The organism is Winogradskyella sp. 266wxhm (assembly GCF_058964685.1).
Genome location: NZ_CM179559.1, coordinates 269,880 through 289,556, shown reverse-complemented (window position 1 = coordinate 289,556; position 19,677 = coordinate 269,880). Strand labels below are relative to the sequence as shown.

Sequence of the window (19,677 nt, the reverse complement as noted above, 5' to 3'; positions counted from 1 at the left end):
AATCATTTCATAAGACTTAAATCAGTTTGTATTAAGTTTAAGTTTATGGTCTAAAAAATAAAATAAATATTTTAAAAATGTAAAGAGCATGAGAACTATTCCGAAAGACAAAAACATCGATAGTAGTTTGACGCTACTTCGTGACGGCTATGAATTTATTCAGAAAAAGCGTCAAAAGCTTTGGTCCGATATTTTTAGAACCCGTTTGATGTTAAAGGAAACGATCTGCATGAGTGGAAAAGAAGCCGCGGAGGTTTTCTATGACACTGAAAAGTTTCAGCGAAAAGACGCTGCTCCTAAAAGAGTGCAAAAAACATTATTCCTCCAGAAGGGTGTCCAGACACTGAATAATTCAGCATACAGGCAAAGAAATGAAATGTCTATGTCTTTGATGAAACCGGATAGCCTGCGGGGGTTCCTAAAAATTCAAAAGAGCTACTGGGAAACATACATTGGTAAATGGGAGAAAGATGAAGAGCAAAAGTGCCTTTGCCGGAGTGGTTTCAGGCAGAAGAAGTAAACCTGCTGCTAAAAGGATTTTGTAACAATTGTATCCGGATAAAGGACAACTATTATAACGAATATTAAAAATAAAAAAAGAGATAATGGAGAAAACAACATTTAAGATAACCAAAATGGATTGCCCTTCGGAAGAGCAGATGATCCGGATGAAGTTGGAATCTTATGCTCAAGTGAAATATTTGGATTTTGATATTCCCAACAGGAAATTGGAAGTATATCATGTGGATGGCATTGAAGATATACAAACATCAATAGCCGGTTTAAACCTTGGGGATTCTTTAGAGGGAACCACAGAAGCCGAACCACCCGTAATGGAAGACCAATCCAAACAAAAAAGAATCCTTTGGTGGGTCTTGGGCATCAACTTTGGTTTTTTCGTTATCGAAATGACCACAGGTTGGATTTCCTCTTCTATGGGACTTGTGGCAGACTCATTAGATATGCTGGCAGATTCCATCGTATATGCATTAAGCCTATTTGCGGTAGGCGGTGCCATTTCAAGAAAAAAGAAGGTTGCGAAATACAGCGGATACTTTCAGATGGCATTGGCAACACTTGGGTTTGCAGAGGTCTTGAGAAGGTTTTTTAGCAATACCGAAACACCCTTGTTTCAATGGATGATTATCGTTTCAATTTTCGCATTGGCAGGTAATTTGATATCGCTCTGGCTCATCAACAAGGCAAAGAGTCAAGAGGCTCATATGCAGGCAAGTGCCATTTTTACATCCAATGATATTATTGTTAATGGTGGTGTTATAGTAGCTGGGGTGCTGGTTTATTTTCTGAATAGTAAATGGCCCGATTTAGTGATTGGCGGCATCGTTTTCACTTTTGTAATGCGCGGTGCATTAAGAATATTGAAATTATCGAAGTAGTTTTTAAAATGATATCAAACTTGATTAGAACATATGAAAAAGAAAAAAATAAACTTACGTGACTTAGAACCAAAAAAACAACAAGGCGAGCACAGTCACGACGATGGCCATAACCATAGCAGCCCTGAAGAAATTTCAAATTTTAGAACCTATCTACCGGCTATTTTCAGCTTTGTGATGTTGATAGCCGGAATCGCTATTGATTACTTTGATGCGTTTCCTTTCTTCAAAGGATGGATTCGCGTAGTATGGTACACGGTAGCCTATATCCCTGTAGGTTTTCCGGTGATAAGAGAAGGCTGGAAAAGTATTAAAAATGGTGATTTTTTTACGGAATTCTTCTTAATGTCCATAGCCACTTTAGGTGCATTTGCCATTGGCGAATATCCCGAAGGTGTTGCCGTAATGCTGTTTTATGCTGTGGGCGAACTCTTCCAAAATGCGGCCGTTAACCGTGCGAAAGGAAATATAAAAGCCTTACTCGATGTAAGACCCAATGAAGCTTTGGTTTATCGTGATGGCGACTTTGTTTCAGTAAATCCCGAGACTGTTGAAATTGGCGAAAAGATACAGGTACGTGTAGGCGAAAAAGTTCCGCTTGATGGTATTCTGCTTTCTGAAAAGGGTTCTTTTAATACTGCTGCCTTGACAGGCGAAAGCAAACCTGATACGATTGCTAAAGGCAATACTGTTTTTGCCGGAAGCATTAATCTTGATGGCGTAATCGAAATCGAGACGACCACCAGGGAATTCAAGGATAGTTCCATTGCACGAATTCTGGATATGGTGCAGAATGCAACCGCCAAAAAATCAAAGACCGAACTGTTCATTAGAAAATTTGCAAGGATTTATACGCCTATCGTTGTATTCCTTGCCATCGGACTGACGTTTCTACCTTACTTTTTTGTAGATGATTATGTGTTTAGGGATTGGCTCTATCGAGCATTGATATTCCTCGTGATTTCGTGTCCTTGTGCGTTGGTCATCTCTATTCCTCTCGGCTATTTTGGCGGTTTGGGTGCGGCATCGCGCAATGGTATTCTTTTTAAAGGTGCATCCTTTTTAGATGCAATGACCCAAGTAAACACGGTCGTAATGGACAAAACAGGAACCGTTACCAAAGGGGTTTTTAAAATCAAAGAAATCAATTCCATCACATTTGAGGAAGCCGAATTTATGAAATACCTGATGGCAATGGAAGAGCAATCTACCCATCCTATTGCAAAAGCGATTCTCGAATACAAAGCAGACGGTTCGGATTACGAGGCGACCGATGTTTCAGAAGTTGCAGGAAAAGGTTTAAAAGGAACGGTCAATGGTAAAACGGTATTGGTAGGTAATAAAGCTTTGATGACCTCAAATGGCATAGAAGTCCCCTCGGAAACAGATGGTATTGTAGAATCCATCGTAATGGTATCCATTGATGGAAATTTTGCAGGTTATGTAACCATTGCAGATGAACTAAAGGATGATGCGCACCAGGCCATTAAACAAATTCGAGATTCCGGAATTTCAAAAATTATAATGCTATCAGGCGACAAGGACTCTATTACACAGCAAGTTGCAAAAGAGTTAAATATTGATTGGGCGAAAGGTGGATTGTTGCCTGAAGATAAACTCAATGAAGTTGAAGAGCTCAAAAAACAACCCGAAACCAAAGTAGCATTTATTGGCGATGGTATTAACGATGCACCCGTTTTGGCAGCAAGTGGTGTAGGTATTGCGATGGGTGGTTTAGGAAGCGATGTCGCCATCGAAACAGCCGATGTTATCATCCAGACAGACCAACCGAGCAAGATTGCAAGAGCGATTAAAATTGGTCGTTCAACGCGCCGTATTGTATGGCAGAATATCGGGCTTGCATTTGGAGTCAAGGTTATAGTCCTCATTCTCGGTGCAGGTGGTTTAGCTACAATGTGGGAAGCAGTTTTTGCAGATGTAGGAGTAGCATTATTAGCAATTTTAAATGCAGTTAGATTACAACGAATGAGTTGGTAATTGTCCCCACAACCCAAAACCCAGTTTTTTCGTACCTCAAAATCCTCTGTCTTTTGTTTTGTTCCGCTATCCACCGCACTTGTAGTTTTTGGTTGCCAACCCTCACACAGCACATTGCTTATTTTATTTGCTATTATATTTTAAAAGTAGTACAATAAAAAAGCAAAGAGCTGTTGCCATCCCTCACACCAAAAACTACCCCAAGCTATGTTTACATAACGGGTAGTTATAATAGCAGCCGCTACACCCACCGCATCACCAAAGCTGTAGTTATAACGCCATTATGTAAAATATCCGCTATGCCTTTGCGCTCAAATCCGTTAATAAATTGAAAATCCAGAAATAATAAACAACCTTTTTTTATATAACTTTGTAAAATGTTATTACAGCATTGGTGTTTCAATCCATTGTGTTGGATAACAAATCACCAAAGTGTAGTTCCTGTTGGACTGTATCCCTCAAGGCAATGACTTTGGTGTTTTTATCTAATTATCATTTATGCAAGTCAGAAAATTATATAATACAAGAGCAATTGAATTTTATGGTGCAGATGTTTCAACACATCTAAAATTGCCTTTTGTGGCTAATGGTATAAGCGCAGGGTTTCCATCACCAGCAGATGATTTTTTAGATATAAACATAGACCTCAATAAACATCTAATTAAAAACCCAAGTACAACATTTTATGGTCGTGTTCGTGGTGATTCAATGATAGATGCAGGTATTCACGATGGTGATTTACTAATTATTGATAAAAGTTTAGAACCTACAAATAACAAAATAGCTGTTTGTTTTATAGATGGTGAGTTTACTGTTAAACGCATTAGCATAGAAAAAGACTGTGTTTGGTTAATTGCAGAAAATCAAAATTACAAACCTATTCAAGTCACTAAAGACAATGATTTTATCATTTGGGGTATTGTTACTAACGTAATCAAAAACCTATGATATGTTCGCACTCGTTGATTGCAATAACTTTTACGCTTCCTGTGAGCGTGTTTTTAACCCATTATTAAATGGTAAACCTGTAGTAGTTTTATCAAACAATGATGGTTGTGTTATTGCAAGATCCAACGAGGCTAAAGCGTTAGGTATTCCAATGGGCGCACCTGCATTTGAATATGCTAAAACATTTGAAAAGCAAAACGTAAACGTTTTTTCTTCAAATTATGCTTTATATGGCGATATGAGTAGTAGAGTGATGAATCTACTTTCAGAGTTTACACCAGAAGTTGAAATATACAGTATCGACGAAGCATTTTTAAAGTTTATAGGTTTTGAACTTTTTAGCCTTCAGGAAATTGGAGAAACAATGCGTAATCGTGTAACAAAAGGTACAGGTATTCCAATAAGTATTGGCTTTGCACCAACAAAAGCATTATCTAAAGTTGCCAATAAAATAGCAAAGAAATTCCCAGAACGTACAAACAATGTTTATGTAATAAATAATGAAGAAAAGCGCATAAAAGCCTTAAAGTGGTTACCAATCGAAGATGTTTGGGGTATTGGTAGACAACATACCAAAAGACTAAAAAACTTAAATATTCATAATGCTTATCAATTTTCCCAACTGTCAGATGATTGGGTGCGTAAAAATATGTCTGTTGTTGGTTTACGTCTAAAACACGATTTAGAGGGCAAACCTACTTTAGATTTAGAAACTACTGCAAACAAGAAAATGATAGCAACAACACGTTCATTTGAGGGTATGCTTACATCATATCAAGATATTAGAGAACGTGTATCTACGTTTGCTGTGTCTTGTGCAGAAAAATTACGTAATCAAAAATCACAATGCAATATGCTTATGGTATTTTTGCATACCAATGGTTTCAGAAAAGATTTACCTCAATACGGTAGAAACATTGTTGTAAAAACGCACTATCCAACCAATTCCAGCATAGATTTAGTTAAATATGCAGAAGCAGGGTTACAAGCAATTTATAGAGAGGGCTTTCATTATAAAAAAGCAGGTGTTATTGTAATGGGATTAACCCCAAGTAATCAAAAACAATTCACACTTTTTACTTCCGAAAACCCAAAGCACCAACCAATAATGAATATCGTAGATAGGCTAAATAAAGCTTACGGTAACAATAAAATAAAGTTTGGTAGTCAATCATTAGGAAGGCAATGGAAAATGAAACAAGAACGCCTATCCCCACGATATTCAACCAACATTAATGAAATAATCAAAATAAATTGTATTCAATGAAAGATTTAAATATAGAGACATTCAATCACGATTTACTTGAGTGTTTAAGTTTATTAACAAATAAAATTAAAGATAGTATTGGGGTTAACTTTATTTTTAAGGAAAGGTTAAAATTTGAAAAATGGATGCATATTGAATTATTAGGCTTATTAATTAATAAATTAAAAGAGTATAAAGATGTTGAGGTATTAAACGAAATAGAAGTCAGTAAAAAAATATCCAAAAAAGGGTTAACATTAGATTTAGGCATCTTTAAAGAGAGAAAAAAATTTATAGGTATTGAACTCAAAACGATACCAACAAATTATTCTGCTATTAATATTAAAGATAAAAGCAAGAGGTTGTCTGATGATTTTCAATCTTTTGTAGATGATTTTAAAAAAATACAAGATGATAATTATGAATATGCATATTGTATAGCATTTATATATCCTTTTCCATTAGACTTAAACCATAGAAATCACACAATAGATTTTCCTAAACAAAAATCAAGAATTAATACTGACATTAGCAAATTAGAAATAGTAGATTCCAAAGTTTCAAAAAATTTCTTATCTTATTTTTATGTTTTAAAAGACGTTTAATAATGTGTTTCCATACTTCTCAAACTAAAAAAGTAATAGAGCTTGAAAACCGCTATGATGTTTCATTGACAAGGGATGATGCAAGAGAAGCGTATGATATTCCAAGATACCACTTAAACGGTTTTTCTCATCCTGATATGCTTATAATACCACAAGAAGGTCCATCAGCTTTAGCACCTGCATTATGGGGTATAGTTCCAGGCAATAAAAAACCTGAACAATTAACCGATTATTACAAAGAAGCTGTTCGGTATGGTGGTGGTCTTAATGCTCAATCCGAAAAATTATTTAATCATTTTATATACAAACATTCAGCCTTAACAAGACGTTGTATAATTCCAGTAACAGGATTTTTTGAACCTCACGAGTACAAAGGAAAAAAATATCCATTTCATATAAAGAACAAAAACAACGATGTTTTGTCTTTAGCTGGGTTATATACAATAATTGGAGATGTTGTTACCTTTACTATTCTTACTAAAAAAGCATCACCATTATTTGCAAAAATTCATAATAAAAAGAATAGACAACCGGTAATACTTCAAAAGGACTTTGAACAAGAATGGTTAAAAGATGATTTAAACGAAAACGGAATTAATGAATTAATTAATCTAAATTACAATGAAGAGGAATTAGATACATACACAGTAAGTCGTGATTTATTTCAAATTAAAATTAATACAGATACAGAATCAATTATCGATGAAGTAAAATACGAAGGTGTTCAAATCTAAATATTATTATAATTAGTTACCTCATTCAATCTGCACAAAACCATCGTTAAGTCCAAGTATTCCTTACCTCAAGTCTTTGTTTGTTTCATTTCGTTAACAAATATAATAGTCCACTTTTCCCCACCACCCAAGTCAACGGTTATAAAAAAATAGGTTCATAAAATGTAGTAATACGCCATAGCATATTGCTTTTTCTCGTTCCTCAAAAAAACAAAAAGCTATTGTCTTATAGTCCTGTATAAGTAGCTTGTTTAAATGCTGTTTTATCAAACAACTATTTAAAACGCTACCCATACAAACGCTTCATCCATCACACAACTTATCAAAAACCTATTTTTTTAAGAGTTTATTCCCCAAAAAGTGAATTAAGTTAGATAAAAAAAATAATAAAAAAAGGTAGCAAATATATGTGGCTTCCTTCTGCCAACGCGCAAGGCTATAAAGGTCAAGCCCTACGGGTTTTGAAAAAAATCTGCACCCAAACTTTATATTGAATTGGTGGGTAGTATTTTTTCCAAAAACCTTGACAGCCTTATCCACGCCACAAGAACATTCGGCTTTCTTTTTTTATTGTTTTTCTTTTAAAAAATTAATGGTGCGAAGCGTAGCGAAGCAATTTTAAATTGGATAGCTATGTCAACTTTTGAACTGAAAACACACCAAATCGGAAGAATCTACTCGCAACCTCATTTTTTTATTCTGAACAAAGGGCAAAACAGCGGTAAGCCTTTAATAAATCCCTGTCCTAATTGCTTTGTGGTAACTGTACCAACCGAAGTAGAAAAACAAACCCTTTACCATTTATCAATGATGTTGCAAATAGGCGGTTTTTATGCTTATTATTTAAAAGGGAGTGTTATTCCGTTTATCTCAATAGATGATTGCAGAAACACCTTAAAAAATAGTTACACCTCGTTGTTAAGTGATGAATTTGAGTTACAAAAGCATATTAATATAGTGTCAGCAATTTGTAAAAAAGAAGCTGAACTTCAAAAAGTAATTTCAAAAATGGCAGATTTAAAGGTGTCATATATTCAAAGTTTATTTTCTAAAAAGCAAAATCGGGCAACAAAGGGCAACAAAAACCAAATCAATCCATTAGCATAGTATTTGCCATATATTACCTGTGTTGGTAAAAGACCTTACCAAGTCCGTACCAACTTCGAATAAGTAGTAATTTTAAATTTTATATGTTATGGGTGTAATTTCACAAGGAATCCTGGGCGGTGTATCAGGAAAAGTAGGAAACGTAGTCGGTGCTTCTTGGAAAGGTATTGACTATTTGAGAATCAAACCTTCAAGCGTGGCAAATCCACGTACAGAGGGGCAAGTTAACCAAAGAAACAAGTTTACTGTTACTTTGGAGTATCTTCAACCGAATTTAGGCTTTATCCAAAAAGGATATAAGTCTTATGCGGTGCAAAAAACAGAGTTTAATGCTGCAATGTCTTATGTATTGAATAATGCTATTACAGGAGCTGCACCAAACTTTACTGTAGATTATGCTTTAGCTTTATTAAGTAGAGGTAACTTATCAGGAGCATTAAACCCTGCAACAGATTTAGCAACTGCTGGACAAGTTGAGTTTACTTGGGATGATAACTCTGCTGAAGGTAATGCAAATGCAACCGATAAAGCAATGGTGTTAGTTTACAATCCAAGTAAAAAAGAATCAATGTATATTCTTGATGGTGCTGATAGAACTGTAGGATCACAAATCATTACAATTCCAAGTACCTATGCAGGTGATACTGTTGAGCTTTTTATGGCATTTACTACAGCAGATGGTAGTATCGTATCAAACAGCGTTTATTTAGGCTCTGGAACAGCTAATTAACGGTTGATGTTTAAATAATAAAACCGTTCTACACGAACGGTTTTATTTTTATCGTTTAATAAGTTCCTAATTTTATCTATTATTTCTTTCCTTTGATTAGTTCTTATAATCAAATATTTGTTGCCTTATTGTTGCCTTTTTAAGTGAAACCCCTTATAAATAAGGGTTTTTTAATTTCCGATTAGGAAATTCAGCCGCAATGAGCTATACACGTTGTTGTGCGTTCGTTTTTTATTCATTCATATATTTATGTAAAAATTCAAATGCTATCATATGATTTTCAACAGGAAATTCACCTTTATTTATATCATTCAGTTCAGAAACTAACTTACGAAAAGTAGGATTACTGTTTTTTGGAATTGAATTATTTGCAAAAGCAGAATCTTTATAGAATTGTTCTTTTAATTTTAATTTATCCAAATTAAGATTATTAATAAATTCCATTGCTTTTTTGTACTTACTGTCATAGAATCGTTCATCACTTTCTTCAATAAAATTTTTGCCTTTTGTATTTAGGTCATATAAAATTCTGCTCATAGTCTGAATTAATGATTCTTCTGTATTTTCAAATCTATAGCAAATGTTTTTTGGAAAAGTAGTTGAGTCGATAAAGGAATTTTCCAATCTCAATTGCCGATTTAATAAACCATTATAAACATATAGGTTATTCTTTAAGGATTTATTCACGATAGAATGTAGCGTACAATAAATTTTTCCTTTTTTGAAATGAACCTTAATTTTCATTGTATCAAAAGCTTCGACACTTTGAGGTTCTCTTTGAAAATAGTAAATCCTATCATTATATTTTGAAAAAATGAAACCTAAATCATTTTCCGAAATATGATTAATTATAATTTCTCTTAATGACTTTTTATTCAGAAGAATTTTCAAATTTCACTTGCTTTTTATTTCGTCCGTTAAATGACGCACAACGGTCTCGGCTATGAGTAGTTGCGTGGTTTAGCACTTAACTTTGCAAGTACGCACAAAACTGAAAATCCGCGAGGATTTTCAGAAGTAGGCGAGAACAAGCAATTACTTATAGCCATTGTTGTATGCAGTTTTTTATAGTTCATTCATTAATCGGACAAGCATCATTGAAAAAATATCCACGTTTGTATTAAATTCCAAAAATGGGCTTTTTCCAGCGTCTTTTTGAATGTCAACTCCATTTTTGTAAGGTGTTATGTCCAGTATTTTATTCAGTCGGATTGTTTTGTTACCTCTCGAACCCATAAAAATCAGCCGTTTATTTGTCAGATAAATGTTTCCGTTGTCGATAACTTGCCAAACATCTTCAGAAACTGATTTTGCAGAAATGCTACCCATTCGATAATAAACTCCTTTAGCAATTTTTATTCGTGCTGTTGGTCCTCCGTAATTTATTCGTTTTGTTACTCGCCTCTGTTCTTGCCAATTTACATTAGCCATAAAGTACAAATTTTCGCTTTTTTGGATATTAATTGGCGGATTTTCATAAATCGGTAGTTCTCCGTTTTCTATAGTCCAATAAAGTCGGTATCGTTCAAGATTTTCTTTTGTTCTTTGATTAAGATTTGGTTCAATTCCGAGACTTAAAGAAATCTCATTCATTTTCTCAAATTCTTCGTCACTCAATCTTTCGTCCGAAACTGCGTCATTTATAAAATCGTTTAAAACCTTGTTTGAATTAGTTTTTAGAATGTCGTCAGCAACTTGGTCATTAAGCAACAAATTCTTTTTAAGTAATTCCAGATTGTCTTTTTCCTCCTGCGTTAAGATTCCATCCGAAATAGCATTTTTCACTTCTTGGTCGAATAGCTTTTTTGTTTCAAAATTCAAGACTTGCTTAATTTCTACATCAGTCAAATGCAGTAATTTTTTTAAGTGTAAAAAAGTGTTGATTTCGCTTTCTTCAATTACGTGGTCTTCTAGACAATGGTGTATATATTTCCTGAATAAGTCGAGTCGAAGTTCTTTAAACTTTTTGTTTAATTTTAATTTGTATTTATCCGTTATATCTTGGATTTGTTCCAAACTTACTTTGGTCAAATCGTCTTCATTTTCAACGAAAAGATTATTGATTTCAATCAGAGCGTTTTCTTTCGGTGTCCTTTTAAGGATTTTTCCGATTAGTGAAGGTTTCTTATTTTCTTTAATTTTAAATATGCTCATTGAGGTTGGTTTAAATTGCATACAACGTGTTTGTATAAGAATAGTTGCGGATTTGCGTGCGAGGATTTTCCGAAGGAAAATCAGATGTAGTAAATACGCAACTACCTTTGTTTTAGCACAAAACCGCAATTATTTTTATACGGTGTTGTGTGTAGTTTTTATTTCAGATTATCATAAATTTCCAATGTTTTTTTGATAATACTTTTTTCTTTTCGTGTTATTGTTCTGTCGTTATGATATTGAGTTCCAACATATCTTATTTTAGCAGATTTAGAATTTGCTATTCTTTCCAAAATTAATCGTTCAGTATCTCGCACAGAAATATCTAACCACTCCCAAATTCCAGAATTATTATCTCTTTCCCAATTTCCATTTATTGTAAATTTTTCTCCGTCAACTAATAGAACTCCATTATTTATAAAAAGCCAATCATCTGCTGCATATTGAAATTTTAATCTCAACCAATAATTGTCTCCTTTTTGTCCAATATAAGGATAAATAAAATTCACATTAGCATAATATGGCGTTCTTGGGTCTCTATAAAAAGCATTTCCCTCAAATTCATCTTCTTTTTTCTTAAATGATTTTAAATCTTTTTCCGCTTTTTCTCGCTTTTTCTTATTTACAATCGCAAGACTATCTTTAATTCTTTCCTGTTTTTTTAATTCTAAACTATCGACAACTTTTATTTCAGATTTAGAGTTTTTGTTATCCGATTCAATTTCGGAATCAGAACTAAAAATTGCACCTATAATTCCAATAATTAAGAAAAGTCCAATTAAACTTGCACAGCCTATTCCTGCGATTTTAAAAAATTTTTTCATTCGTTTTTTTTGTTTTATGGTTGGTTTGGTCAAATTACACACAACGGTCTCGGCTATGAGTAGTTGCGTGGTTTAGCACTTAACTTAGCAAGTACACACCAAACTGAAAATCCGCGAGGATTTTCAGAAGTAGGCGAGAACAAGCAATTACTTATAGCCATTGTTGTGCGTTCGTATTTTTTATTCAGTTGAAATCAGAAAATTGTGCATTTTCAAAAATAGCTAAAACCTTTGCCTACCATATCCTTATTATCATGAATTCCAATTGTTGGTCAACGAACTCTAAAACAACACAATATAAACTTCCAATAATAGATTTATTTTTTCTACTTCAAAAAATCCTTTTTTTGAAAAGCTGGATTTGGGTATGTATAAAATCCTTCACCCGTAGCCACACCTAATTTATTTTTATTAATGAAATTTTCTTCTAAATATTTCATCACTTTTATCCTGTTGGCATCCTGTGTTTTCTCGGCTGCTATTTTATTTATGTTGTAAGCTGTTGTAACGCCTACCACATCCAAAATACCAAATGGTCCAACTGGTGCACCGGTTGCGACCATCCATGTTTTGTCGATGGTTTCCACATCTGCCACTTCGTTCACATACAAATCCAACGCAGCACCTATAAGAGGTACAAGTAAAGAATTGAGAATATAACCGGGCTGTTCTTTGTGCAATGGCAAAGGCAACATTCCAATTCTTTTTGCAAACTCCACCACATCGTTGAACACTTTGTGCGAAGTAGTTGGATGCCCCATAATTTCTGCGGTATTGTGTTTCCAAATTTCGTTGGCGAAATGCAGGGCAACAAATTTCTCCGGTCTTCCAGTAGAGGAAGCAAACTGACTTGGTAAGAGTGTGGAAGAATTCGTAGCAAAAACAGTTTTTGGGGGCAACTTTTGCTAACTGCTCGTAAAAACCGATTTTAATCTGCGGATTTTCCGGTACGGCTTCAATCAGCAGGTCGGCATCTTTTACAGCCTCTTCTAAATTAGATGAGTACCTTAATTTTTGATATGTATCTTCCAATTGTTGCTGACTTGCATTCAAATCACTTTTAAATGCGGAACTCATAATTTCAAACTTGCCTTTTGCTTTTTCCAATACTTCATCATTAATGTCATAAACGGTGACATTAAATCCATGAAATGCCGTCTGGAAAGCAATTTGATAGCCTAATACGCCACTTCCGGCTACTGTAATATTTTTATAATTCATAAGAAACGAATCAAACTTATCTGTTATTTTCTTCATTGTTAAAGTATTTGATTATTTAATGATAACAAAGATATGGCTATACTTAAATTTACATATATCCTTTAATTCGGTATTTGTGTCCGTTAATTCTTATCGAACTATGATTTGTCTTGTTCTATATTGTGAAGGTGAAATTGTGGTATGTTTTTTAAAGAATCGCCCAAAGGCAGAGGTAGAATTGAAGTGTAACTGAAATGCAATTTCAGTTACTGTGAGTTCAGGATTTCCCAATAGTACATACGCTTCTTTTAGCAGTATTTCATTAATGACTTCATGCGGTGTTCTTCCACTTGTTTTTTTTACTATTTCAATTAAATATTTATTAGAAATATGCAATTGGTCGGCATACAATTGTACTGTTTTATGTTCTAAAATTTGTTCTTGTACCAGTTTCCTAAACTTCAAATAAATAGTAGAAATGACTTGGTCTTTACTTTCTGGTTCGTTAGCATAGCGATGTGTAATTTCGGCAACTTCAAGTAATATGTTAAAAATAATACTTCGAATAATTTCATCAATAAAATTTCCGTGGGTTTTAGTTTTATGTTTTAAGTAATCAAGCAAGGTCAATATATGTTCTATGTCTTTTGCGGGTGCATTTAATAAGGAATAGCTAACTTGTTGAAACAGACCACTTTTTTCAATAATAAATGGGTTAGAAATATTTTTGAGTAAGAAATTTTTTTCAAAAAACAGAAGTTTCATTTTAAAATCTTTACTAAACTTCCTAAAATGGACAATGGTAGATGGTGCGGAAATAAGAAAACTATTTTGTTGAATAAGATAATTATTACCATCTATTTCCATAGTCATTTTTCCGCTTGTACAGATGCACAGTGAATAAAAATCCATGCGGAACGAGTTTTCGGGAAATTGAAAAATTGATTTCCCCGAAGAAATATAGTAAGGCTTATCACAAGCCACACCATAAAACGAAAGTATCTGTTTAAGATTTTGGTACAAATGATTTTATTTTATATGACGCACAACGGTTTTGTGTAAGCGTCAGTAACGGGAAAGTACCCGATTACTTTCCGCTGACGCACTAAAGATAGCAAAAACGAGTTGAATTTTCGGTAGAAAATTCAGCCGTTATTGCGCTTACACGTTGTTGGCAGTAGTGTTTGTTTTACTAAATGTAAAGTTTGTTTGTCAAATAGAATTGTTTGTTTTACATTTGTATAAATTCAAATCCGTTTATTATGAAACTAAATTTTTTATTTCCGAATAAGTTTAAAAAAATTGGGTGGTTTATTCTCATTCCTTCCGCAATTATTGGTTTAATAACTCTTATCTATGAATATGAGCCAAGTTTTTTAGATTTTAATGTTCCTGCAATTTTTGTAGGTGAAATACTTTCTGATGGTAAAAAAACTTTCAGAATGGTTAATAATAATGTATTAAATGAAATTCTAGGTGTTTTGATTATTATCAGTTCATTATTAGTTGCTTTTTCAGAAGAAAAATCGGAAGATGAGTATATTTCTAAAATTAGATTAGAGTCTTTGGTTTGGGCTGTTTATTTCAATTTTGCCATTCTTTTATTATCATTTTTGTTCGTTTATGGTTTGTATTTTTTATGGGTTATGATATTTAATATGTTCACAGTCTTGCTGTTTTTCATAGTTAGATTTAATTGGCAAATTTCCAAACTAAAAAAATCAGCTTATTATGAAGAATAGTATTAAGGTCGAAAGAGCAAAAAAGAATATTACGCAAGCTGAATTAGCAAAATTGGCTAAAGTCAGTAGGCAAACAATAAATGCAATGGAATTAGGGAAATATGTTCCTTCAACAGTTTTAGCTTTGAGATTAGCTAAAATTTTTGAAATCGAAGTAAGCAAAATCTTCACTTTAGAAGACTCTGATTGGGATTAGTTCATATTACTGCCAACGTTAGCGTATAAATTTCAGTTGCGGAAAATCGGTACGATTTTCCGATTGAGCTGAAAGATAGAAAATTGCAATGAATTTCCGTAGGAAATTCAGCCGCAATTGAATTTATACAATGTTGGTTGCAGTTATATTTCAGTTTTAAGAGATTCATTCCGTTTTGATTTGCGTTCAGCTATTCAATTCCACGTTTTGATTCCGTAATTTTTGGAATTCAATCGAGTAGCAGTGATCAATTCACGTTTTTCAAATTCCGCTCGAGTGAATTTCTGCGCACAGTTCCGTTTTACAATTTCAATTCAGCGTTACGTTTCGGTTTTGAGTATTAAATTCAGTTTCCGAAAATCTTTTTTGCGCAAAGTTCCGCTGTTTTCAAAGTTCGGAATTCGAACAATTTTCACGTTTAGTTTTTAATTCTGCTATTGCAACCAACGGTCTAGTATAAGCGCAGTAGCGGAATAAAAATCTTTTATTTTTCGGATAGCAATATACATAAATAAACCCAAAAATATATGTGTTTGCACCTACACCGCTATTGCGTTTATACATTGTTGTGTGCCGTTTTTTTTAATGTCACTTGTTTTTTTGAGTTAATATGCGTTAATTTGCGTCAAAATAAGTGCATATGTATCAATCAAGTTTCCTTACAGTCGAAGAAGTTGCTGAAAATCTTAAAGTTACTCGGCAAACTGTATCTAAGTATATTCGGTCGAGTGAATTGAATGCTGTTAAAATAAATAAAAGCTATAGAATTACTGTTGACGACTTTGAATCTTTTTTGAACAAAAATTCTACTGCTGAAGAACCTCAAGTTGCTTATTTGAGAAGAACTAAAAATTGTTTCCTTGAATATTCAGATAAGTCAGATGAGTTTGAAATTTTACACGGTTTTGAAAGCGGACAATTTAAGTGCATTGAAACCAACCATAATAAAGATAACAATAAATTTATATTTGGCGACAACCTATTTGTCCTAAAAAAGTTATTAGACACACATAAATCAAAAATTGATTTGGTTTACATAGACCCACCATTTGGTACAGGTCAAAATTTTAACTCAATTGATGATGATAATGCTTACTCTGACAAATTAATTGATAGTGAATTCCTTGAATTTTTAAGAAAAAGATTATTCATTTTACGTGAATTGTTATCTGAACAAGGAAGCATTTACTTGCATATTGACAAAAAAATCGGACACTATGTGAAAATAATTATGGATGAAGTTTTTGGACATAAAAACTTTATAAATGATATAACTAGAATAAAATGCAACCCTAAAAATTTTGCAAGAAATGCTTACGGTAATTATACCGATATGATTTTGTATTATGCGAAAAATAGAGATAAACAAATTTGGAATGATGTTAAAGAGCCGATGTCAAAAGCTAAAAGAGAAGAGCTATTTCCAAAAAAACACTCTAAATTAGGTTATTATACTACAAATCCAATACACGCTCCTGGGAAAACTGTCGATGGTGATACTGGAATGGAATGGAAAGGTCTAATGCCACCAAAAGGTAGACATTGGCGTTATTCAAGGAAAGTATTGGATGAATTAGATTCTCTTGGGTTAATTGAATGGTCAAGTAATGGAAATCCTCGAAAGATTGTTTTAGCTAAAGACCATAAAGGATTTAAAATTCAAGATTTATGGGAATTTAAGGATAAAGGAATGTCTTATGTTGATTATCCTACTCAAAAGAACTATGATTTGTTAGAGCGAATAATAAAAAATTCATCTAACGAAAATTCCATAGTTCTTGATTGTTTTGCAGGTTCTGGTAGCACTTTGAAAGTCTCAAATTCTTTAGGCAGGGAATGGATTGGAATTGATAATTCTAATCATTCTTTAAAGGTAATTAGAGATACTTTTAAAAATGAAAAAATATTATGTAATTTCTATGAATATCAGACTTTGAGTTAGTCTAAAAAAGTGTTTAGATACTCCTCAAGTAATAAAGCACTTAATACGTCATATGGACATTCTTGAACTAAAACATTTACTTTATCATAAATAATTGAATCATTTACTTTTCGTGTTGCCCAAGGAAAACCATCTATTACTCCTATTCGGATTGCATTACCTCGTTGTTCACGACAAAAATCAACAACATCACGTACTTGATTATTTTGATTTCCACCTGACCTACCAATCCATTTGGCTTCGCCAACAATATAAGTTTCGTTAACCTTTGCTACTAAATCGGGTCGTTTTCTTAAATTTTGATTTAAAACCTCATTTACAAAATTTTTGCCATCTTCTTCTGAAGAACTTAAAATGAAAATACCCTCTGATGACCTCTGAAAATCGTCTATATTTAATAATTCAAATTTAGTCCTCAACCAATTGGTAAACATTGGTCCCATTTGCTGGTTTATTTTAGGTGCAGCTTCTAATCGAATTACTAATTCCTCTGCTGTCATAGCATACAGAGTATTTGCAATTCTGTTAATCTGTCGAGGATTAAGGTTCTTACAATCTTTAACTTCTTTAATTAAAAATGATAAAGGCTCATCGTACGGAAATTTTACTTCGGCTTGTAGAATATCCATTAATTCAGTCGTTCTTCTGCCTTGATGGGCTGAAATAATTCTACGTTTTAATCTCTGTTCTAAATGACTTGGTACTGCTGTTTCTAATGGATAGACCTCTAAAAGATTATCTAAATAAGGTGTGTTTTCGAAAAGTTCAATACTCTTTAAAACCCATTCGTTTAATTCTTCTCTTTCGTTTTCAATGTCAATTGTTCTATCCATTTATTATTTTTCTGCAAATATGATGATTTTTCTTGTTTTGTTCAAATGGCACACAACGGTTTTGTGTATGGCTCGTTGCGGGAAAATCCGTGTGGATTTTTCCGCGTAGCCCAAATTTAGTGAATTGCAATGAATTCCGATTAGGAATTCAGCCGCAATGAGCTATACACGGTGTTGTAGCACGTTTTTATTTATATTTATCAAATGTTTTTTCAAGTCCTTCAATCAAAACTTTCATTGATTTAGGGTAACAATTTCTTATACTTTTTAATTCAATTTTAGTGTCTTTTCCATTTTCAGAAATTAATATAGTAATAGGTGCTAAATAGTCGCAATTTGTGGCGTTAATTTCCTTTTCATAACCTGTTAATTCTTCAGTAGATTTTTTATAAGCCTTTCTAATAAATGTTTCGTCTAACAAGTTAATAGTTTTAATAAAATTAAATTTTTCTGAATCTATATTATAGCAATTATCAATTTCAATTTTACGATTTGTAACACGAAAGGCTACATATTCACATTGATTGTTGTTATATTTTGTACTAATCAGAATCATACTCTTATCATTTCTAACTTGACTAAATGTCTGTGAAGATATTATCAATGAGAATAAAATTCTGAAAATTAGTTTCATATTGTGTTCGTCAAATGTGCTACAACGGTCTCGTATAACCGTCAGTTACGGATTTAAAGTTAATAATTTTCGGTTAAGCACTGACGTTAGCAATTCCGAGTGGATTCGGACGCAGTCGAATCCGCCGTAATTGCGGTTATACATTGTTGTGCATAGTTATTTTTAGTAAAAAGGACTTTCAAATTTATCCACTAATGCTATATTTCCAATCTGTTTAAATTTAGAAAGGAATTTTTTAGGTTTAAATCTTTGAGCAAAACAATATGCTATTGAGTCATTTTTATCAAAAGCATCTATTAGAATAGCGTCATATTTAGTTCCATTCAATACTAAGTTACCTTCATAAGCTAAAATTGCAAAATCAGGAATGTCGGTTAAATCTACAATGTAACCTCTTGCTTTTTCAACAGCTTCTTCTAATTTTACTGCAACAAATCTTTTTATTTCAATTCTCTCTTCTTTTTGAGTCATAACAAATGGAATTAAGGGTATTTTAGAGTCTTTAATTGACTTAATACTATGGTCAACTCCTTTAAAGATTAATTCCATAAGTTTTTCATTAGTAGACATTTCAGACATGTTTTAGGTTTTAATTATGCACAACGGTCTCGGCTATGAGTAGTTGCGTGGTTTAGGACTTAACTTCGCAAGTACACACCAAATTGGAAATTTCGCAGGAATTTCCAAAGTAGGCGAGAACAAGCAATTACTTATAGCCATTGTTGTGCACTGGCTTTTTATTTATTATCTCGATTTGTAATTCCATTTTTCTTTTCTTCAGGTAGTGAATCAAATAAATCATCTATTTCCTTTGGCTGTGTAATCATTACTTCTGCTATCAGGTTTACAAGAATAAATAATTTTCCTGCTGTCGTTGTATCGTCTTTCAAATCGATTTTTCCTGGGTGTACTGCATCATTTCCAATAACTCTAACAATGTCAAGAGACTTTTGAATTTTAATGGGAAGACCTTTTTCGACAAGTTTTCCAATGTCTTCGTTTATGTTTTTTCCCTTTTCTCCCAAATGTTTGCATAGCTTTTGAATAGCTAACCTTAACAACGCTGCAGAACCTCTCGGTGAAGTTGACATAATGGCTCTAGCTTCTTCATAATCGTCTTTGATATCTTGCGGTAAATCAGCATTTGCTAAAGGTGCATTACCAGTTGACGGAAACATCATTTTTTCATTTCTCCACAAGGAATAAGTATAACAATGAGTGCAAAGGCAATATTTGAGACTTGTTATTTCTCTAAATCCTTCTTCTCTAAAATAAGTTCCAAACCATTGTTGATTCGAATAGGCTCCACAATTCGGACAGTTGAAAGCACTTTTTTGGTATTCTGGTGGTGTGTATTTATCCATATTTAATAATGCTGTTACTTTGT

At 33.1% G+C, this 19,677-nt stretch carries 20 protein-coding genes and 1 pseudogene; 12 read left to right on the top strand and 9 right to left on the bottom strand.

The genetic code is table 11. The features are described 5' to 3' along the window. Positions 1-88 precede the first annotated feature (88 nt). The 9 genes from AC2H4K_RS01420 (at position 89) to AC2H4K_RS01380 (ending at position 8,765) form a co-directional block, all read left to right on the top strand. Positions 89-520, top strand: a complete 432-nt coding sequence (locus tag AC2H4K_RS01420) for a cytochrome P450 family protein (RefSeq protein WP_027885443.1) — start codon at positions 89-91, stop codon at positions 518-520. A gap of 85 nt (positions 521-605) precedes the next feature. Next, positions 606-1,397, top strand: coding sequence for a cation diffusion facilitator family transporter (locus AC2H4K_RS01415; protein WP_177229164.1), 792 nt, complete (start codon positions 606-608; stop codon positions 1,395-1,397). Between the two features lie 33 nt (positions 1,398-1,430). Next, on the top strand, positions 1,431-3,395 hold the full coding sequence (locus AC2H4K_RS01410) for a heavy metal translocating P-type ATPase (RefSeq protein ID WP_493742760.1): 1,965 nt from the start codon (positions 1,431-1,433) through the stop codon (positions 3,393-3,395). A 498-nt stretch (positions 3,396-3,893) separates the two neighbouring features. Further along, positions 3,894-4,343, top strand: a complete 450-nt coding sequence (locus AC2H4K_RS01405; RefSeq protein ID WP_092205671.1) for a LexA family protein — start codon at positions 3,894-3,896, stop codon at positions 4,341-4,343. Position 4,344: 1 nt separating this feature from the next. Continuing rightward, positions 4,345-5,610 (top strand): Y-family DNA polymerase, encoded by a 1,266-nt coding sequence (locus tag AC2H4K_RS01400; RefSeq protein ID WP_493742759.1) that lies wholly within the window; start codon positions 4,345-4,347, stop codon positions 5,608-5,610. After that, positions 5,607-6,194, top strand: coding sequence for a hypothetical protein (locus AC2H4K_RS01395; RefSeq protein ID WP_493742758.1), 588 nt, complete (start codon positions 5,607-5,609; stop codon positions 6,192-6,194). The genes AC2H4K_RS01400 and AC2H4K_RS01395 overlap by 4 nt, the downstream gene beginning before the upstream one ends. 2 nt (positions 6,195-6,196) lie before the next feature. Beyond that, on the top strand, positions 6,197-6,928 hold the full coding sequence (locus tag AC2H4K_RS01390) for an SOS response-associated peptidase (protein ID WP_493742757.1): 732 nt from the start codon (positions 6,197-6,199) through the stop codon (positions 6,926-6,928). A 633-nt stretch (positions 6,929-7,561) separates the two neighbouring features. Next, complete coding sequence (locus AC2H4K_RS01385) at positions 7,562-8,035, top strand: DUF6943 family protein (RefSeq protein ID WP_493742756.1); 474 nt, start codon at positions 7,562-7,564, stop codon at positions 8,033-8,035. An 88-nt stretch (positions 8,036-8,123) separates the two neighbouring features. Beyond that, positions 8,124-8,765 carry a DUF6266 family protein gene (locus AC2H4K_RS01380; protein WP_388021163.1) on the top strand — a complete coding sequence of 214 codons (642 nt, stop codon included), beginning with the start codon at positions 8,124-8,126 and terminating at the stop codon, positions 8,763-8,765. 231 nt (positions 8,766-8,996) lie between these two features. Here the strand turns inward: AC2H4K_RS01380 and AC2H4K_RS01375 are convergent, their stop codons facing one another. From AC2H4K_RS01375 to AC2H4K_RS01355, 5 genes and pseudogenes are all read right to left on the bottom strand, one after another. Beyond that, complete coding sequence (locus AC2H4K_RS01375; RefSeq protein ID WP_281141649.1) at positions 8,997-9,656, bottom strand: hypothetical protein; 660 nt, start codon at positions 9,654-9,656, stop codon at positions 8,997-8,999. A gap of 174 nt (positions 9,657-9,830) precedes the next feature. Then, complete coding sequence (locus tag AC2H4K_RS01370; RefSeq protein ID WP_493742755.1) at positions 9,831-10,919, bottom strand: hypothetical protein; 1,089 nt, start codon at positions 10,917-10,919, stop codon at positions 9,831-9,833. Positions 10,920-11,077: 158 nt separating this feature from the next. Then, on the bottom strand, positions 11,078-11,743 hold the full coding sequence (locus AC2H4K_RS01365; protein WP_493742754.1) for a hypothetical protein: 666 nt from the start codon (positions 11,741-11,743) through the stop codon (positions 11,078-11,080). A gap of 326 nt (positions 11,744-12,069) precedes the next feature. Continuing rightward, positions 12,070-12,964, bottom strand: a pseudogene (locus tag AC2H4K_RS01360) (3-hydroxyacyl-CoA dehydrogenase). A gap of 129 nt (positions 12,965-13,093) precedes the next feature. Then, positions 13,094-13,855 (bottom strand): helix-turn-helix domain-containing protein, encoded by a 762-nt coding sequence (locus AC2H4K_RS01355; protein WP_281141641.1) that lies wholly within the window; start codon positions 13,853-13,855, stop codon positions 13,094-13,096. Positions 13,856-14,205: 350 nt separating this feature from the next. Here AC2H4K_RS01355 and AC2H4K_RS01350 point away from each other — a divergent pair, with 350 nt between their 5' ends. The 3 genes from AC2H4K_RS01350 (at position 14,206) to AC2H4K_RS01340 (ending at position 16,823) form a co-directional block, all read left to right on the top strand. After that, positions 14,206-14,685: a hypothetical protein gene (locus tag AC2H4K_RS01350; protein ID WP_281141650.1), complete on the top strand. Its 480-nt coding sequence runs from the start codon at positions 14,206-14,208 to the stop codon at positions 14,683-14,685. Next, positions 14,675-14,881 carry a helix-turn-helix transcriptional regulator gene (locus AC2H4K_RS01345; RefSeq protein WP_281141651.1) on the top strand — a complete coding sequence of 69 codons (207 nt, stop codon included), beginning with the start codon at positions 14,675-14,677 and terminating at the stop codon, positions 14,879-14,881. The genes AC2H4K_RS01350 and AC2H4K_RS01345 overlap by 11 nt, the downstream gene beginning before the upstream one ends. 640 nt (positions 14,882-15,521) lie before the next feature. Continuing rightward, positions 15,522-16,823, top strand: coding sequence for a DNA methyltransferase (locus AC2H4K_RS01340; protein ID WP_493742753.1), 1,302 nt, complete (start codon positions 15,522-15,524; stop codon positions 16,821-16,823). Here the strand turns inward: AC2H4K_RS01340 and AC2H4K_RS01335 are convergent. The 4 genes from AC2H4K_RS01335 to AC2H4K_RS01320 all read right to left on the bottom strand — a co-directional run bounded on the left by AC2H4K_RS01335 (position 16,820) and on the right by AC2H4K_RS01320 (position 19,654). Continuing rightward, complete coding sequence (locus tag AC2H4K_RS01335; protein WP_493742752.1) at positions 16,820-17,656, bottom strand: hypothetical protein; 837 nt, start codon at positions 17,654-17,656, stop codon at positions 16,820-16,822. The genes AC2H4K_RS01340 and AC2H4K_RS01335 overlap by 4 nt on opposite strands. A 187-nt stretch (positions 17,657-17,843) precedes the next feature. After that, on the bottom strand, positions 17,844-18,290 hold the full coding sequence (locus AC2H4K_RS01330; RefSeq protein ID WP_493742751.1) for a hypothetical protein: 447 nt from the start codon (positions 18,288-18,290) through the stop codon (positions 17,844-17,846). 162 nt (positions 18,291-18,452) lie between these two features. Beyond that, positions 18,453-18,860 (bottom strand): hypothetical protein, encoded by a 408-nt coding sequence (locus AC2H4K_RS01325; protein ID WP_493742750.1) that lies wholly within the window; start codon positions 18,858-18,860, stop codon positions 18,453-18,455. A gap of 167 nt (positions 18,861-19,027) precedes the next feature. Continuing rightward, a complete protein-coding gene (locus tag AC2H4K_RS01320) occupies positions 19,028-19,654 on the bottom strand; it encodes a DUF4145 domain-containing protein (RefSeq protein ID WP_493742749.1) in 627 nt (208 codons plus the stop codon). Positions 19,655-19,677: the final 23 nt, after the last annotated feature.

Excerpts from the sequence above, each read along its gene's own strand:
- AC2H4K_RS01420 (WP_027885443.1), top strand. The coding sequence starts at position 89 with ATGAGAACTATTCCGAAAGACAAAAACATCGATAGTAGTTTGACGCTA.
- AC2H4K_RS01415 (WP_177229164.1), top strand. The coding sequence starts at position 606 with ATGGAGAAAACAACATTTAAGATAACCAAAATGGATTGCCCTTCGGAA.
- AC2H4K_RS01410 (WP_493742760.1), top strand. The coding sequence starts at position 1,431 with ATGAAAAAGAAAAAAATAAACTTACGTGACTTAGAACCAAAAAAACAA.
- AC2H4K_RS01405 (WP_092205671.1), top strand. The coding sequence starts at position 3,894 with ATGCAAGTCAGAAAATTATATAATACAAGAGCAATTGAATTTTATGGT.
- AC2H4K_RS01400 (WP_493742759.1), top strand. The coding sequence starts at position 4,345 with ATGTTCGCACTCGTTGATTGCAATAACTTTTACGCTTCCTGTGAGCGT.
- AC2H4K_RS01395 (WP_493742758.1), top strand. The coding sequence starts at position 5,607 with ATGAAAGATTTAAATATAGAGACATTCAATCACGATTTACTTGAGTGT.
- AC2H4K_RS01390 (WP_493742757.1), top strand. The coding sequence starts at position 6,197 with ATGTGTTTCCATACTTCTCAAACTAAAAAAGTAATAGAGCTTGAAAAC.
- AC2H4K_RS01385 (WP_493742756.1), top strand. The coding sequence starts at position 7,562 with ATGTCAACTTTTGAACTGAAAACACACCAAATCGGAAGAATCTACTCG.
- AC2H4K_RS01380 (WP_388021163.1), top strand. The coding sequence starts at position 8,124 with ATGGGTGTAATTTCACAAGGAATCCTGGGCGGTGTATCAGGAAAAGTA.
- AC2H4K_RS01370 (WP_493742755.1), bottom strand. The coding sequence starts at position 10,919 with ATGAGCATATTTAAAATTAAAGAAAATAAGAAACCTTCACTAATCGGA.
- AC2H4K_RS01365 (WP_493742754.1), bottom strand. The coding sequence starts at position 11,743 with ATGAAAAAATTTTTTAAAATCGCAGGAATAGGCTGTGCAAGTTTAATT.
- AC2H4K_RS01355 (WP_281141641.1), bottom strand. The coding sequence starts at position 13,855 with ATGGATTTTTATTCACTGTGCATCTGTACAAGCGGAAAAATGACTATG.
- AC2H4K_RS01350 (WP_281141650.1), top strand. The coding sequence starts at position 14,206 with ATGAAACTAAATTTTTTATTTCCGAATAAGTTTAAAAAAATTGGGTGG.
- AC2H4K_RS01345 (WP_281141651.1), top strand. The coding sequence starts at position 14,675 with ATGAAGAATAGTATTAAGGTCGAAAGAGCAAAAAAGAATATTACGCAA.
- AC2H4K_RS01340 (WP_493742753.1), top strand. The coding sequence starts at position 15,522 with ATGTATCAATCAAGTTTCCTTACAGTCGAAGAAGTTGCTGAAAATCTT.
- AC2H4K_RS01335 (WP_493742752.1), bottom strand. The coding sequence starts at position 17,656 with ATGGATAGAACAATTGACATTGAAAACGAAAGAGAAGAATTAAACGAA.
- AC2H4K_RS01330 (WP_493742751.1), bottom strand. The coding sequence starts at position 18,290 with ATGAAACTAATTTTCAGAATTTTATTCTCATTGATAATATCTTCACAG.
- AC2H4K_RS01325 (WP_493742750.1), bottom strand. The coding sequence starts at position 18,860 with ATGTCTACTAATGAAAAACTTATGGAATTAATCTTTAAAGGAGTTGAC.
- AC2H4K_RS01320 (WP_493742749.1), bottom strand. The coding sequence starts at position 19,654 with ATGGATAAATACACACCACCAGAATACCAAAAAAGTGCTTTCAACTGT.